The sequence below is a fragment of the Kordia algicida OT-1 genome (assembly GCF_000154725.1).
Lineage (GTDB): Bacteria > Bacteroidota > Bacteroidia > Flavobacteriales > Flavobacteriaceae > Kordia > Kordia algicida.
The window spans coordinates 2,479,869-2,496,890 of the sequence record NZ_DS544873.1 but is presented as its reverse complement, the minus strand read 5'-3'; the positions used below and the strand labels follow the sequence as shown (position 1 = coordinate 2,496,890).

Sequence of the window (17,022 nt, the reverse complement as noted above, 5' to 3'; positions counted from 1 at the left end):
AATGTTAGTAGATGCAGGTTGGAAAGGAAGCGATAGGGTTCGTGTCATCACAGGAGGAGAAGCTTTATCCTTATCCCTTGGACAATCGTTGATCGATTCTTCTCAAACGATTTGGAATATGTACGGACCCACTGAAACAACGGTATACTCAACGTACAAAAAAGTAGAAAAGACACAAGACATTGCTTACATCGGACGACCTGTAGACAACATGCAATCATACATATTAGATGCAAATCTTCAATTAGTTCCTGTAGGAGTAATTGGAACCTTGTATATGAGTGGAGCAGGAATCGCAGTTGGTTATCAAAACAAGGAAGAACTCACGAAAAAGCAATTCATAGATCATCCGTATCAAGAAAATACGGTGATGTACAACACGGGCGATTTGTGTAGTTGGAATGAATCCGGAAGTATTAAATACTATGGTAGAATCGATCATCAAATCAAAATACGTGGTTATCGTATAGAATTGGAAGAAATTGTATCAGCGATGTTAAGCTATGAAGGCGTGCAACAAAGTGTAGTAGTAGGAATGGAGTTAGATGGCGAGAAATACTTGGCAGGTTATTACACAGGCAAAGGAGTTGAAAGTTCATCATTAAGAACTCATTTATTGGATTGTTTGCCAGAATACATGATTCCGACGTATTTAATCAGTATGGAAGTCTTTCCACTAACACCAAACGGAAAGATAGACAAACGAGCATTGCCAAATCCAACGGCGGAATTGGTTAGAGAATACGTAGCTCCAACCAACGAAACGGAGCATGCACTTGTAGCAATTTGGGAAGAAGTATTAAACAAAGAAGAAATCGGCATCAAAGACAACTTCTTTGAGCTTGGTGGACACTCACTCAAAGGAATTCAAATAGTATCAAGAATTTACAAAGTATTCTCTAAGAAAGTAGAATTAAAGAATATTTTCATGTATCCTGTATTGGGTGATTTAGCAAATCTTATCATCAATGGAAATTTTGAAGAATATACACCAATTACTAAAGTGGCTTTACAAGAAAGCTATCCGCCGTCATATCCACAAAAACGTATTTGGATATTAGAAAAACTAGAAAGTTCTGGTGAAGTATACAATATGCCATACAGTTATTGGATTGAAGGAAACCTAGATAAAGACATTTTAAAACAAACATTTGAAAAAATTATTGAGCGTCATGAAGTGTTTAGAACAGTTTTTATTGAAACTAAAGAAGAACCACGTCAAAAAATTACACCAATTGAAGAAATCAACTTCGATATAGATTATGTAGACTTAAGAAACGAAGAAGATCCGAGAGCGTTTGCAATAGGATTAGGACAAAATGCTTCGCAAGAAATATTCGATTTAGGGGAAGACTTGCTAATAAAAGTAGGTTTATATCAAACAACAGATACAGAATACTTATTTTTCTTCAACATACATCATATTATTGGTGATGAGTGGTCATTACAGGTTTTAAACAAAGAAATAGTTATTATTTACAATGCGTTAATAAATGGGAATACACCAGAATTACCAACCTTAAACATTCAATACAAAGACTTTGCTGTTTGGCAACAAAAAGAACTAAGTGGAGAAAATTTAAAACATCACAAAGGGTATTGGTTAGACAAACTCGGAGGCGATCCACAGTCGTTAGATATTACAACTGATATGACACGTCCGCCTTCACGTAGATTTAATGGAGATCGTTTATACTTTAAAATTGATAAGGAAACGACAAAAACATTCCAAAAATTACTGTCTAGTGAAAGTAGTACGCTATTTATGGGATTATTGACATTAGTCAAAACGATGTTGATTAGATATACTGAAAATGACGAATTAACAATTGGAACTGCAATTTCAGGAAGAAGTCATACGGACTTAGAAGATCAAATTGGTTTTTACTCTAATACGCTTGCATTTAAAAGTGACTATGAAGAAAATGATTCCTTCTTAAGCTTCTTACAAACTGTTAAAACAACAGTATTGGAAGCGTTCGATCACCGAATTTATCCTTTTGATAAATTGGTAGATGATTTAAAAGTAACGCGTGATTTAAGTAGGTCGCCAATAATTGATGTCATGGTTGTATTACAAGACGCAAATATGACAGAAGAAAGTGCGATGAAATTTGCAGACATGGAAGTTGAAGAAACCAATGTGCAAATGCCAATAAGTAAGTTTGATCTTACTTACTATTTCAGAGAGCGTGATGGAGAATTAATAATGTCTGTAGAATATGATACAGATATATTTTTCAAAGAGCGTATTGAAAAAATGGGAACGCATATCATTCAATTATTGAAAATGATTACGAAAAACCCAGAAATGGATATCTATAGTTTAGATTATCTTGCAAAAGAAGAAAGAGAACTTATAGCAACTACTTTTTCAAAGAAAGAAGAAACGAATATCATAGCTCCAGAGAAAACTTTAAATGAACTATTTGAAGCACAAGTTGCTATACATGGAAACAGAATTGCTATTGTTGATGGAGAATATGAAGTTACGTACAACGAACTCAACGAGAAAGCAAATAAACTCGCTCAATATCTGAAAAACAAGTACAATGCAAAACCAGAAGATATTATTGGAATCATCGCTGAACACAATGAATGGTTAGCAATAAGCATACTTGCAATTGCAAAAACAGGAGCTGCATATTTACCAATCAATGCAAAATCGCCTGTAGAGCGTATCAATTACCAACTTACAGACGCAAATGTTCAATTGGTGTTGACAGATTATTTTGAAAAAGAACTTGTCGCAGAAACTTTCAAAGTACCACAAGAATGGTATCAAGTTGATAACTATCCAACAGCCAATTTCAAAAATGAAAGTATACCAACCAATTTGGCGTATGTAATATACACTTCAGGTTCTACAGGAAAACCAAAAGGAGTCATGATAGAGCAGGAAGGACTCATAAATCTTTGTGAATGGCATACAGAATATTATGACTTAACACATGAAACTAGAGTAAGTATGTACGCAAGTATCAGTTTTGATGCAAGTGTCTGGGAATTTTGGCCAGCAATCTTAAATGGTGCAACCATATACATGGCTGCAGAAAAACAAGAAACAGGTTTTGACAACTTGCTCGATTGGATTCATGAAAAAGAAATCAATCAAGTATTCTTACCAACTGCGGCATGTAAATTCTTGCAGAAATCTGGAAAAGAAATCAATCCTAACATTAAAATTCTAACAGGAGGAGACACCTTAGGAACTTTTGATGATGTACCATTTACACTATATAACAACTACGGACCAACAGAAGCTGTTGTAGTAAGTACTGTTTTTAAAGTAGACAAAGCTTTTGAAGACAGAGATGTTCCAATAGGAAAACCTATAAAAAACAAAGAAGCATATATATTAGACAAACATCTAAACTTAATGCCTATAGGTTTTGAAGGCGAACTTTACATTGGTGGTGCAGGTATTGCAAGAGGTTATATAAATAACGAAGAACTTACAAATGCAGCATTTATTCCAAATCCGTTTGGAGAAGGACGTTTATACAAAACAGGAGACGTAGCAAAATGGTTGGCAGATGGAAACATTGAATTCATAGGTCGTAACGATGCGCAAGTAAATATTAGAGGATTGCGTATTGAACTAGGAGAAATTGAAAGTAATTTAGAAACTCATCCAGAAATAAGTCAAGTATTAGTAAACGTATTTGCTGTTGCAGAAGATGAATACTTAGTGGCATATTTTATGTCGGATGAAGTATTGGAAAAGAAAGATCTCAAAGAATATCTAAGAGACTATTTACCATCATACATGATTCCAGAATATTTCATTCAAATAGAAAAATTCCCGCTTACGCTAAATGGAAAAATTGATAAAAAAGCGTTGCCAAAACCAACGGAAATATCAACAACCAAATATGTAGCACCAACGAACGAAAGTGAAGTGCAAATGGTAGAAATTTGGAAAAGTATCTTAGATCGAGAAGAAATTGGTGTTGAAGATAACTTCTTTGAGATTGGTGGACATTCTATGAAAGCACTTCAAATGGTATCTAGAATAAACGAGGAAATGAACCTGAGATTAAATCTTGGAGATGTGATTAATGCACCTTTTATAAAAGATTTAGTAGAACTTACAAATACATATCAAAGAGACTTTAATAACATCATTACGCTTACAGATATTGTAGAAAAAAGAGAAGATCTATTTTTCTTACCACCACTCATGGGAACTTCACTAGCATACATGGGAATCGTTAAACTATTAAAAGATGACTTTAACTGTTACGGAGTCCAAGACAACGGATTTGATTTTGATCAACCTTTTGATAAAAGTTTGGAGGATAAAGCATGGAATTTTTCTCGACAAATTATGAAAGAGAGTTCTCCTAAAAAAGTAACCTTAATAGGATTCTCATTAGGAGCTAGTATCGTATTCGAGACAGCTAAAATATTAGAAGATAAAGGATATGAAACTCGTTTATTATTAATTGATCGAAATATTAGTAGAAGAAAACCAAAACTTACTGAAGAAGTAAAACAATCTACTCAGAATGAATTACGATACCTCGAAGGTTGGTTAAGAAATTTTGAATACAACCAAGAACAAACAACGCGTATTCAAAAATTATGGAAAAACAATATTGAGCTCAACAATAAATACAAACAACGAGGAAAAGTAAAAGGAGATATCATCGCTTTCAAAACGAAGAAAAACATCAGTAATAAATTTTTGAACATGAAAGATTGGAAAAAATATACTACTGGAAAATTTGAGCATATCTACCTTGAAGGAAATCACTATGATGCTATCCAATTATCGAAAAACATCGAAATCATAGCACAAGAATTACTAGCAATCACTGTATAACGATACGAACAGTCTCATTAAAAAATAATAAATCATAACACTATTGTATTCAATAGAAAATTATCAAAATAATAAATGGAAAATCAAAAAGTATATCTAAAACCCAATGTCGTTTTAGAACCGTTAATAGATAAATGGTATGCTTGGACACATTTAATTTATCCGCCTACATCGGCAATGAATATCAAATCGAGGCATTTAAAAATAATGAATTCATACGTGCAAGCACCAAACATTCACATGGCAGCTACACGAAACCCTAAAATGCTTGGAGGTCCTTTTATGAACTACAACTCTAACCGAAAGGAAGAAGTTCAAGGACTCATAAAACAAGCGGTTGAAGAACGAAAACCAATGTTAGAATTGGCAGAAGCCTTTCATGAGCTAACAAGGTTGCTTGAAAAGCACGGAGACGGTCATTCGTTAGAACCTCTGTATGATAAAGTGCCAGAAATACTAAAAGGATATGTGGAACTCAATTATGATCTTAACGGAAATCCTTCTTTCAGAATATTTGAAAGTCTCATGTATAAAAGTGAATACTACAATGAAGATGCACAAAGTATCACACTTTGGTTGACAGAAAATGATGAACGTCCTTTTGTATTAAGTACTGCAAGATTGCCTGAAAAGAACTGTTTAGAAATCAATACGCCTTTTGCAAATAAAGCTATCGATAAAATGTGCAGCATGCGAAATGTAGCTGATACACTAGATAGTTTGCTCAAAGATTTCAATATAAGGGAAGACCAAAAAGCATTATTTGAATCCTTTTTTACCACTGAAAAGCCAGAAAAATATAAAAAATATACTGGTGATAAAATTAGAATGCGTTACTATGGACATGCTTGTATCTTAATTGAAACCAAAGATATTTCTATTTTAGTAGATCCAGTAATTAGTTATTACGGATATCAAAATGAAGTCAATAGATATTCATTGCAAGATTTGCCAGAAGAAATTGATTACGTACTCATCACTCACAATCACCAAGATCATATTCTATTTGAAACCATGTTGAGTTTACGTCATATGGTTAAAAATATTGTGGTTCCAAAAGGTGCTACAGGAAATCTTCAAGATCCTAATCTAAAATTAATGTTACAAACCATTGGTTTTGACAACGTAATAGAATTGGGCGAAATGGAAACTATAGAAACTAATGATTGTAAAATTACGGGTATCCCTTTCCTGGGAGAACACGGTGATTTGGACATTCAGGCAAAAATATGTTACGCTGTCAACATTGGGAAAAACTCGATGATGTTTATGGCAGATTCCTGTAATATAGAACCTAAACTCTACGATATTGTCGCAAAACACATAGGCTCTATAGATGTAATATTCTTAGGAATGGAATGTGACGGAGCTCCTTTTTCGTGGGTTTACGGACCATTAATAGAAAAAGAAGTAGATCGAGAAGTTGACAATAGCAGAAGACTCGCAGGATCAAACTTTGAAAGAGGGAAAGGATTGGTAAAATCATTCAAACCCAAAGAACTATATGTCTACGCCATGGGATTAGAGCCTTGGGTAGAATTTATTAGTAGTGTTCGATACGATGAAGAAGCGCATCCAATAGTAGCTTCAAACAACCTTATCAATCACTGCAAAGACAATAACATAGAAGCAGAACGCTTATATGGTGAAAAGGAATTACACTACGAAATTAACTAATAACTATAAACCGAATCAGAAAAAATGAAAACACTAATAGCACACGAAGACATCATTGTTGAAGAAGACAAATATCCTATGACTATTACTTTCAAAAATGGAAGTATGGATAAGTTTTTAGCATATTACGAAGAAAACAAAGAAGTTATCGAAGATCGTTTAATGCATGTTGGAGCCATTCATGTAGTAGGAATCAATATTGACGATGTAGATAAATTTGGAAGTTTAATGCAAAAGTTATGTCCAAAAGCACCAGCTTTTTTAGATGGAAACTCTTCACGAGGAAAATACTCATCAAATGTATATAATGCTTCTGAATATGATGAAGCTTCTATAGTTCGATTACACACAGAATTCTCATATTCAAACTTATATCCAAAAAAGATCTTTTTTTGCTGTCAAACTCCAGCAACAACGGGAGGCGAAACAACTGTAGGAGACTCTAAAAAGGCATTAGAATTAATAAAGCCTGAAGTAGTAGAAGCTTTCGAAGAAAAAGGAATCACATACATCAGAAACTTGCATTCAGGAAAAGGTTTAGGTCCATCATGGCAAGAAGCATTTGAAACAGAAGACAAAAGTTCCATGGAAGCATATTGTAAAGAAAATGGAATTGAAGTAGAGTGGAAAAAAGATGGTCTTGTGCGATTAACACAACACAGACCCGCAATTAGAAAACACCCAATTACAGGTGAAAAATTATGGTTCAATCAAGTAGATCAGTTTTTTCCAGCTGCGATGTATGAAGAAGAAATATTCGAAACTTTACTAATAATGAATGGTGGTGAAGAAGATGCTTTGCCTATGTTTTCACGTTTTGGTGATGGAACAGAAATTAAAAAAGAATACATCGAAAATATAATTCAAGTACTAGATGATATTACAATACCTGTACCTTGGCAAAAAGGGGATTTACTAATGGTAGATAATATGACTGCTTTGCATGGAAGATTACCATTTACTGGCGATCGAAGTATTTTAGCGTCAATGGGATAATCCTGTCATACTCAAATAAAGTATACAACATTATGCATGAAGCGTAATATTGTAAAAAAAATCTATAAATCAATAAATTGAACATGCAAAAATTCAAATCATATACATTAAATAAACTTGAAAAAATTCCTCAATTAAGTGGACTCAGTGAAGAACAAATGGAAGAAATAAAAATTGTTAGCTCAATTTATCCTTTCAAGACAAATAATTACGTGCTTGAAAATCTAATTGATTGGAATAATATACCAAACGATCCTATATTTCGCTTAAACTTTCCGCATAAGGAAATGTTAATTCCTGAACACTTTGAGCAACTAAAGCGCGTAAGAGCTACAGGAACAAAAGAGGAACTTAAAGAAGTGATTTACAACATCCGAATGAAATTAAATCCGCATCCGGCAGGACAAAAAGAGCTCAATGGTGCCTTTCTCGAAGAAAAAAAACTAGAAGGAATCCAACATAAATACAAAGATATCTTATTATTCTTTCCTAGTCAAAGCCAAACTTGTCATGCATACTGCACATTCTGCTTTCGATGGCCACAATTTATTAATGATTTAGATTTTAAAATTCAATCAAAAGAAATTGATCCGCTGTTGAAATACTTAAGTGAAAATCCTCAAATTACAGAAGTATTATTCACAGGTGGTGATCCAATGATTATGAACTCTCGTGTATTAGACTCATATATTGAGCCATTACTCAAAGTAGACAGCATCAAAACCATTCGTATTGGAACCAAAGCACTAAGTTATTGGCCCTATAAATTTACAACTGATGAAGATGCAGAAGGAATGTTGAATGTGTTACGAAAAATAACAAAAGCTGGAAAGCATTTAGGATTCATGGCACACTTTAATCATCCAAAAGAATTAGAGCCGCCAGTAGTAAAAGAAGCAATTGACAAACTAAGAAGCATTGGCGCAGTAATTCGCACACAATCTCCACTATTGCGATTCATCAATAACGATGCAAAAACTTGGACAACGATGTGGGAAAAACAAGTGCAGTTGGGGTGTATTCCTTACTATATGTTTTTACCAAGAGATACAGGAGCGCAACATTATTTTGCTGAAACCTTAGAAAATGCACATAAACTCTACACCGAAGCAATTCGCAACTGTTCAGGATTGGCGTCTACGGCAAAAGGTCCTGTAATGTCAATGACGCATGGAAAAGTAGAAATCTTGGGTGTTAAAAATAATTCATACACATTACGCTATGTAAAACACAGAGATCATTCAAAAACTTTCAAGACGTTCATAGCAGAACCGATAACACCAAATCCAATGTGGATTGATGATTTAGTTGAAGTAAAAGAAGAAGTACCTAATTATTAATTTTTAACCAATTTAAACCTTACTATTATGAAGAAAAGAAGTAAAAAATTACAATTAGAAAGACAGATAATCTCAAAAATAACTTTATCTGAGGTTGTGGGAGGTCAAGTGAATTTTACAGGAAATTACACTTGTAACTGTGAAACAGCACCTGTTAATTGTAATGGAACTGCCAATTCGGAACGATAGTATATAATTCTTCTAAATACCTTACTGTAATTGCATACGATATCGTCTCAATGAAGAGACAATTTAAAAACCTATACATTATGAAAAAAAGTTTCAAAAAACTTAGCTTAGAAAAGCAAACCGTTTCAAAGTTATTAACTAATAGAATAGTAGGAGCTGCTGCTGGTTCAGATTTTTGTGGAGGAGGTCCGCAATACTCTAGAGATTACGGAAATGCATGTTCAGGTTTTTGCGGAGGAGGTCCACAATACTCTAAAGATTACGGAAATGCCTGTGGTATAAAATAGCGTGAATTGTGGTCACACAAATTAGGGTGAATCTACAAAAGGTATCCACTATTTTGTCAGAAATAAGTACACCATAGTGTTTTCTCCCTAAAAACCTAAACTGTAATTGCATACAAAATAGTCTCAATGAAGATACTATTTTTAAACCTATACATTATGAAAAAAAGTTTCAAAAAACTAGCATTACAAAAGCAAGTAGTTTCAAAATTGATAGAAGCGCAAATCAATGGAGGAGTTGCAGGTTCTTACACAAGTGCATTATGTAATTACGAATATTCAAAAGATTACGGAAACGGATGTTTTGATGACAAAGCATGATTAACGAAATTCTATATATAAGTGCCCAAATATATTTTATGTTTGGGCTTTTTTATGTCTTCTTAAGTGGTTTGCAGAAATTTTAAAGTAAAAATAGTTTGTTCTCCTTCTTCAGATTTCACAGACAACGTTCCGTGATGCAATTGCATAATTTGTTTGGAAAGACTCAATCCAATACCAGTGCCAACCTTTTTTGTAGTAAAAAATGGCATAAAAATTTTATCGACAGCTTCTGGGACTATTCCTTTGCCATTATCTTTCACAGCAATAAAAGGATTTCTCTTTGTATCTTTTCCAACGGTAATTTCAATACGAGCATTTTCAACACCTTCATTTGCCTGAATGGCATTTTTGACAAGATTGATAAGTACCATTTCTAACAAATTGGCATCGCCTTTAATTTTTATAGCTTCCGCCGAAAATGATTGCGAAAAGGCAATTCCAGCTTTGCTAACTTCCGGATCTAACAGTTGACACGTTTTCTGAACCAATTCTTTTAAATTCAGTTGCTCAAAATTTGGTTTGGGAAGATTGGAATACGCACGATACGAATCAATAAACTTTATCAATCCGTCAGTTCTATTTTCAATAGTACTCAAACCTTCTTTCAAATCCTCTACACTTTCTTCGGGCAATATAAAATTATCTGCATCTAGCATTAAGTCTTTATCCAAAATATCACGCAATGTCGCATTAAGCGAGCTAATTGGCGTAATACTATTCATAATTTCGTGGCGTAAAATTTTAATAAGATTTTGCCATGATTCAATCTCTTTCTGTTGCAACTCAGAGTAAATATTTTGAAATGTAAAAATCCGAACAGTTTTACTTTTTATTTTCAATGAAGTAGAACGTATGATTAATTGTGTATTGTCTAAAAAATCTAGTAAATAATTAGTGTTAACACTAAAAGAACTTAAAATTTTATACAGACGTTCATCCACAGATTTCAGTTCGTCAATATGTTTTATTCTTCTCAAACTGATAATTTTCTTCGCTCTATCATTTACCAAAACGACACTTCCGTCACTGTGTACAACCATAAGTCCCGTATTTACTTGCTGTAAAATGGTTTTTAAATATTGTAAATTTTCTTCTTTGGAAGCACGCTCTTTTCTAAAAGCTTCCAAAATAGCATTGAAAGAGTTGTTCAATCCTTTAAAATTCTGATCAAGTTTATCATCTGATGAAAACTTTAATACAAAATCTGAATACTTAATAGAATCTATAAAACGCTGTAATTTTCGATTTGTTTTAGCAATAAAAAGGTATAAATATCGAAACAGAATAGCTCCAACAATAGAAGCTAAAATTCCTCCAAAAACGGCTGGGAAATTTCCAATCACAATAATCAAATACAGCGCAGTAGTGAAGCTTAGGCAAATGCCAATAAGATAAATTATTATTTGAAGTTGAAATCTATTAAAGACCATATTTTTTTAATCTTCTATAGAGTGACGCTCTTGTAATTCCAAGTTGTTCTGCGGCAGAGGAAATATTTCCATCATGCGTAGTCATAACTTTCTTAATGTGTTGTTTTTCAATATCGTGCAATGTCGATGTGTCATCCCAAGAATCATCTAAAATTGCTCTATTGGAAGTTTGTTTTTTTAGTTGAAAATCATCTGTAGATAACATTGGAGTGCCACTCATAATCACAGCACGCTCTATAGTATGCTGTAATTCACGAATATTACCTGGCCAAGAATAGCTTTTTAAAGCTGCATAAGCATCTTTGTGAAATCCTTCCATGTTTTTTTGATATTTCTTGGAGTACTGTTCCAAATAATAATCTGCTAATAACAAAATATCGCCTTTTCGTTCGCGCAACGGTGGCAGATCAATTTCAATAGTATTAATTCGATACAACAAATCTTGCCTAAATTCCTTTTTAGAAATCATATCAGAAAGCGCCATATTTGTTGCGCATACCAAACGAATATCAATAGGGATTTCTTTAGTACTACCAACGCGCACTATTTTTCTACTCTGTAATGCAGTTAATAATTTTGATTGAAGGTGTGGTGATAAGTTACCAATTTCATCCAAAAACAATGTTCCGCCTTGTGCGAGTTCAAAACGTCCAACTCGGTCTTCACGTGCATCAGTAAAAGCCCCTTTTTTATGTCCAAACAGTTCACTTTCAAATAAAGATGCACTTATAGAACCTAAATCGACACTAACAAAAGGTGCTTGAGCTCTGTCAGAATGTTTGTGAATTGCTCTTGCGATCAGTTCTTTTCCAGTACCATTCTCACCTAAAACTAGAACATTTGCATCCGTGGCAGCAATTTTATCAATTACATTAAAAACCGCAAGCATTGGTTCGCTTTCACCAATAATATTTGGAAACTTTCGTTGGTAATTTTCAGTAGGATTAGCACTTTCACTTTTCTGTTTTTGAATGGCATCTTTCAATGTTTTTAAAAAAGCCTCATTCTCCCAAGGTTTTAGCACAAAATCGGTAGCGCCCATTTTCATAGCTTTTATTGCTAATTGAATATCGCCATACGCTGTCATCATTACAATAGGAAGTGTTGCGTCCATATTTTGAATTCTTTGAAGCCAATCAAATCCTTCTTTTCCGCTACTAATATCCTTTGTGAAATTCATATCTAACAACACTACATCAAATTGTTGATTTGCCAAAATACTTGGAATTCTTTCAGGGTCAGTTGTAATTTCAATATGAGCAAAATAACGTTTCAAAAATAACTTTGCAGCAATAAGAATATCGTGATGATCGTCCACGATTAAAATGCTTCCAGATTTTTGAGGTGTAGCCATGTAAGTACTTTTTTAAAACATCTTTTTAATTAATATAAAAATTTAAAAACATGTGCATAACAAAAATACACTTTTATTCAAGAAACCAACCAATTTAGCTTCTTTTTGAAAGTGTAAAACGGTGTTTCTTTTGCGTTCGGAAACGAAAAAAACTGTTCGATTTCGGACAAAAGTGTTCGATATCGAACACTTGTAAAATTGGGCGTTTTGAGGTAACATGTTGTTTATGAGTTCATAGTAAAAAGTGGTACGCATGTTGCTAAGAGGATAGAAAATTTAATAGCATAAATAGCATGGATAAAAAGATCGCCAAAAAAAAGTGGACAAATAAAAAAATAGCCTCAATTGCATTGGGTGTTTTCTTTATAGGATTTCTCTTGTATTACTTCTTGTTACGTGAAAACAAATCTACCTTAAAAATTGACCCAGCCAAAGTAGCATTTTCAAATGTTGAACGTGGCGACTTTCAAGAATATATTATACAACTTGGAGAAGTAATTCCAGGAAGAACATATTATTTGGATGCAGTTGAAGGTGGAAATATTACCAAAATCTTCAAAGAAAGTGGTGCAGACGTTAAAAAAGGAGATAAAATTGTAGAATTAGAAAATATCAATTTACGATTAAGTGTTTTAAGTCAGGAAAATTCGCTGAACGAACAAATTAACAGAATTCGTACAACGCGACTTCAATTGGATCAAAACTTCTTAACGAAGAAACAAGAATTGGCACAAATTGAAAATCAGTTACAAATTCTAAAACCGCAATACAAAAGAGATAGTATACTTTACAAAAAACAACTGATCTCAAAGCAAGTATACGAGCGTACAGAAGCAGATTATAAATACAATGTAAAAAGAAAAATATTTACATTAAAAGCTTTTGAGAGCGATTCTACAGCACGTGTATTACAATTAAAACAATTACGTTCTTCAGAAGCAAGTATGTTAGAAAACTTAGAAGGTGTGCGTCAAATATTAGACAATCTAATTATAAAAGCACCAATTGACGGACAGTTATCTTCACCACAATTACAAGAAGGACAAAATATTAATAAGGGAGAACGTATTGGACAGGTTGATATTTCAGGTGTTTACAAAGTGAGAGTTCCTGTAGATGAATTATATTTATCTAAAATTAAAAAAGGACTTCGTGCAACTACCGAAATCGCAAATAAAACCTACGAACTTCAAATTACCTACGTGTATCCAAATATTACAAACGGACGATTTGATGTAGATATGCAATTTATGGAAGCCATTCCAGAAAGTATTCGTCGTGGACAATCATTACGATTAAAAATCGAATTAGGAAACCCTTCAATAGCAACACTAATTCCTGTAGGCGGATTTTACCAAAGTACTGGAGGAAACTGGATTTTTGTAGAAGATGGTACAAACAAAGCAATAAAAAGACCCATACGACTTGGACGACGTAACACAGCTCATTACGAGGTGATTGATGGATTGAATCCAGGAGAACGCGTCATTATTTCTTCATACAGTACCTTTGGAGAAAATGAAGAATTAGTGTGGTAAATAAATAATAAACATAAGGACAAAAGATATGATTAAAATTAATAAATTATTAAAAGTATATATCAGCGATGAAGTAGAAACTACTGCTGTAAATGAAATAAGTTTAACAATAAACAAAGGTGATTTTATTGCTATAATGGGACCTAGTGGATGTGGAAAATCTTCACTGCTAAATATCTTAGGTCTTTTAGATAGTGCTTCTGGAGGAGAATATTGGTTTTTAGATGAAGAAGTTGTGAAATACTCTGAAAAAGAAAGAGCAAACTTACGAAAAGGTAACATCGGATTTGTATTTCAAAGTTTTAACCTTATTGATGAATTGACAGTATTTGAAAATGTTGAGTTACCATTACTATATCTTAAAGTATCAAAAGCTGAACGTTTAATAAAAGTAAATGAAGCTTTAGAGCGTATGGGAATCATGCACAGAAAAAGCCACTACCCACAACAACTTTCAGGTGGACAACAACAGCGTGTAGCTATTGCTAGAGCCATTGTAACAAAACCGAAAATTATTCTTGCCGATGAACCAACAGGTAACTTGGACTCTGCTAATGGTACAGAAGTAATGAACTTACTAAAAGAACTGAACGAATCTGGAACTACCATTGTAATGGTAACACACTCGGCGGTAGATGCAAAATATGCAGATCGTGTCATCAATCTATTTGATGGAAAAATTGTAACTGAAAACATAAACAAGTCTCAAGAACTAGAACCTAACATTGAAAATGAATAAACAAATTTTTACATATTTATTAATTCTATTTTTAGGCAATAGTATTGTTGTAAATGCCCAAGATGTGCTGACATTAAACGAAGCACTACAATTGGCAATTGAAAACAATGTTGATGTTGCTAAAGATAAAAATAATGAAGCCAGCACTAGAAACGATAAAACAAGAGCATATCTTTCGTTATTACCTAGTGTAAATGCTTCTGGAAACCTATTTGAATCAACAGGAACCAATTTCGATCAATTAACAGGAACGTTAAGAACAGAAACAGGACAATATGTAAATGCTTCTATAACGGCAAGTTGGGACATTTTAAATGTATTAAATAAACTTTCTGATTTAAAACTTACCAAGTACAATAATGAAAGTCAAAAAGCACAATTGGCATATACTAAAGATTTTGTCTCGTTAAATGTAGTTGGGCGATATCTAGAAACTTTACAAGCTATCAAACAAGACGAAATTTTAAGTAAGTTTTGTGATGTACAAGAAATACAAGTCAAACGAACGCAAGAACTCATCAAAGTAGGTTCTTTACCAGGACAAGATTTTTATACACAAAATGCTGAATTGAGTCGTTTAAAATCTTCTAGAGAAGACAATTTGAATGTATTAAATTCAAAAAAGAATGAATTGATGTTGTTATTACGCATGAATCCTGCGGAGGAAATTGAACTAGAAAAAAATCTAGAAGCTGTTATCATAAGCGGTGATGTCAATATTGATAGTTTATATCAAATTGCATTGATGAATCGTAAAGACTACAAACAACTTGAAGCACAATCATTGGCGAACAAATATCAGGTAAGTTTGCAACGTGCAGCTTACATTCCTTCATTATCATTGTATTATGATTATGGATCACGATACTCGTCTTTTCAGGCAAGAACGTTTAATCAGCAATTTCTAAAAGATAACATTACCAATACAATTGGACTATCAGTAAACATTCCTGTTTTTAATGGAATGAGTACTAGAAATAGAGTTTACAAAGCGAAGCAGGATTATCAAAACTCAGAATTAGATGTCGTACAAATAAAAAACAACATCTACGTTGAATTGAAAAATTTACTTAATACTATTTCGGCAAACAAAAAGAAAGTAATCTACAGAGAAGATCAAACAGAATCTGCCAAAAGAGCTTACGAATTAGAAAAAGAAAGATACTATTTGGGACAAGGAAACCCTTTAGATTTAGGAATAGCACAGCGAAACTATATAGAAGCTTCTTTGCTATTAAATCAAATAAATTACCAGCTTATGTACAACAGATACGAACTTCTATTTTTAACAGGAAGCATTGATTCTTTACTATAAGCGAAGATTTTAAAATGTATATAGTTGATTCTAGGAAATAACTTAAAAAACATGAACTTAACCTTTTATGCATTCCAAAAATCAACATGATTTCTACACTTTCATAATTACACCTTAAGTTTTCAAGTAGAAATAACCAAGAGAATTATCATTGCCCAATGATAATTCTTTTTTTTTTTTACAATAATTAACTACTCGTCATTGCACTGTGAATTCTGTAAAATCTTAGACTAAAATTTGAAAAATAACTAGATAATATTTCAAGATTACAATATCGAGAATTATTCTTATTACTGTAAAAAATGGAGCTAAAAACGGTGTAACTGCCAACGATATTGACACCCAAAATAAAAAAACGCCCTAAAATCAATGTTTTAGAGCGTTATTTGTGGAGTCGGAGAGAATCGAACTCTCGTCCAAACAAGCAATTAAAATGCTTTCTACACGCTTAGTTCTTGTTTAATTTTCGACTATTAGCTGACCAAAAACCGCCCACCAATAGCTTAGCTTCTTAGTTGTAAAAATTATGACGAAGCTACATAATTTCGATGTTGTCTTTTATGGTGCCTCAAATGTGATCGCCGGCAACAAGGGCTATCACGAGACATTCAGCTTTTCCGTCTTACGGAAACTGGGCTTATCTTACTATAATTCAGATTAGGCAGCTAAAGCGTAGTTATTCTCGCCATTTAAAAAGTGTGAAATATGATATTAACGAGCTGTATCCCAGCGCTCGACGTGCTTACACTTCAATTCGACTCGCTGTCAAAACCAGTCGACCCCAATATGTTTAAAGAACTTTTTCTTACAATTGTAAAAAGGATTGCGAATTTACTAATTCTTAGCAATTTTACACTATTTAATGTTCAAAAAGTATGCAAAACTCGCTTTTTAAGTGATAAATATGTCATTCTGACACAAAAAACCTTAGTAAAGTGTAAATGAAAAAAGAAATTACCTAAAAATATTCAACGATTTAAGTAAATAAAAGTAGGTGTATTTTTTATC

General features: G+C 33.1%; 12 protein-coding genes and 1 other RNA gene. 10 read left to right on the top strand and 3 right to left on the bottom strand.

Features of this window, described 5'->3' with window-relative positions:
- From KAOT1_RS10725 to KAOT1_RS22905, 7 genes are all read left to right on the top strand, one after another.
- On the top strand, positions 1-4,828 hold a 4,828-nt coding region (locus tag KAOT1_RS10725), incomplete at its 5' end, for a non-ribosomal peptide synthetase (protein WP_007094825.1).
- Between the two features lie 75 nt (positions 4,829-4,903).
- On the top strand, positions 4,904-6,505 hold the full coding sequence (locus tag KAOT1_RS10720) for an MBL fold metallo-hydrolase (RefSeq protein WP_007094824.1): 1,602 nt from the start codon (positions 4,904-4,906) through the stop codon (positions 6,503-6,505).
- A 24-nt stretch (positions 6,506-6,529) separates the two neighbouring features.
- Positions 6,530-7,501 carry a TauD/TfdA family dioxygenase gene (locus KAOT1_RS10715; protein WP_007094823.1) on the top strand — a complete coding sequence of 324 codons (972 nt, stop codon included), beginning with the start codon at positions 6,530-6,532 and terminating at the stop codon, positions 7,499-7,501.
- An 83-nt stretch (positions 7,502-7,584) separates the two neighbouring features.
- Positions 7,585-8,841, top strand: coding sequence for a KamA family radical SAM protein (locus tag KAOT1_RS10710; protein WP_007094822.1), 1,257 nt, complete (start codon positions 7,585-7,587; stop codon positions 8,839-8,841).
- A gap of 27 nt (positions 8,842-8,868) precedes the next feature.
- The gene (locus KAOT1_RS22910; RefSeq protein ID WP_007094821.1) at positions 8,869-9,030 is read left to right on the top strand and encodes a hypothetical protein; all 162 of its coding nucleotides are present in this window, start codon (positions 8,869-8,871) and stop codon (positions 9,028-9,030) included.
- A gap of 80 nt (positions 9,031-9,110) precedes the next feature.
- Complete coding sequence (locus KAOT1_RS10705; protein WP_007094820.1) at positions 9,111-9,317, top strand: hypothetical protein; 207 nt, start codon at positions 9,111-9,113, stop codon at positions 9,315-9,317.
- 156 nt (positions 9,318-9,473) lie between these two features.
- A complete protein-coding gene (locus KAOT1_RS22905) occupies positions 9,474-9,635 on the top strand; it encodes a hypothetical protein (RefSeq protein ID WP_007094819.1) in 162 nt (53 codons plus the stop codon).
- A 62-nt stretch (positions 9,636-9,697) separates the two neighbouring features.
- Here the strand turns inward: KAOT1_RS22905 and KAOT1_RS10700 are convergent, their stop codons facing one another.
- Together KAOT1_RS10700 and KAOT1_RS10695 are read right to left on the bottom strand one after the other, a co-directional pair.
- Positions 9,698-11,068 carry a sensor histidine kinase gene (locus KAOT1_RS10700; protein ID WP_007094818.1) on the bottom strand — a complete coding sequence of 457 codons (1,371 nt, stop codon included), beginning with the start codon at positions 11,066-11,068 and terminating at the stop codon, positions 9,698-9,700.
- Entirely contained in the window at positions 11,058-12,422 is a 1,365-nt protein-coding gene (locus KAOT1_RS10695; protein WP_007094817.1) for a sigma-54-dependent transcriptional regulator, read from the bottom strand. Before KAOT1_RS10695 ends, KAOT1_RS10700 begins: the two co-directional genes overlap by 11 nt.
- A gap of 293 nt (positions 12,423-12,715) precedes the next feature.
- On the opposite strand from KAOT1_RS10695, the gene KAOT1_RS10690 reads away from it, so the two are divergent.
- Genes KAOT1_RS10690 through KAOT1_RS10680 form a run of 3 tightly spaced genes read left to right on the top strand, consistent with a single transcriptional unit; the run spans position 12,716 to position 16,014 of the window.
- Entirely contained in the window at positions 12,716-13,960 is a 1,245-nt protein-coding gene (locus KAOT1_RS10690; RefSeq protein WP_007094816.1) for an efflux RND transporter periplasmic adaptor subunit, read from the top strand.
- Between the two features lie 28 nt (positions 13,961-13,988).
- Positions 13,989-14,699, top strand: coding sequence for an ABC transporter ATP-binding protein (locus KAOT1_RS10685; RefSeq protein ID WP_007094815.1), 711 nt, complete (start codon positions 13,989-13,991; stop codon positions 14,697-14,699).
- Positions 14,692-16,014 (top strand): TolC family protein, encoded by a 1,323-nt coding sequence (locus KAOT1_RS10680; RefSeq protein ID WP_007094814.1) that lies wholly within the window; start codon positions 14,692-14,694, stop codon positions 16,012-16,014. The genes KAOT1_RS10685 and KAOT1_RS10680 overlap by 8 nt, the downstream gene beginning before the upstream one ends.
- Before the next feature lie 386 nt (positions 16,015-16,400).
- Here the strand turns inward: KAOT1_RS10680 and ssrA are convergent.
- Positions 16,401-16,797, bottom strand: a transfer-messenger RNA (tmRNA) gene (gene ssrA / locus KAOT1_RS22360).
- Positions 16,798-17,022: the final 225 nt, after the last annotated feature.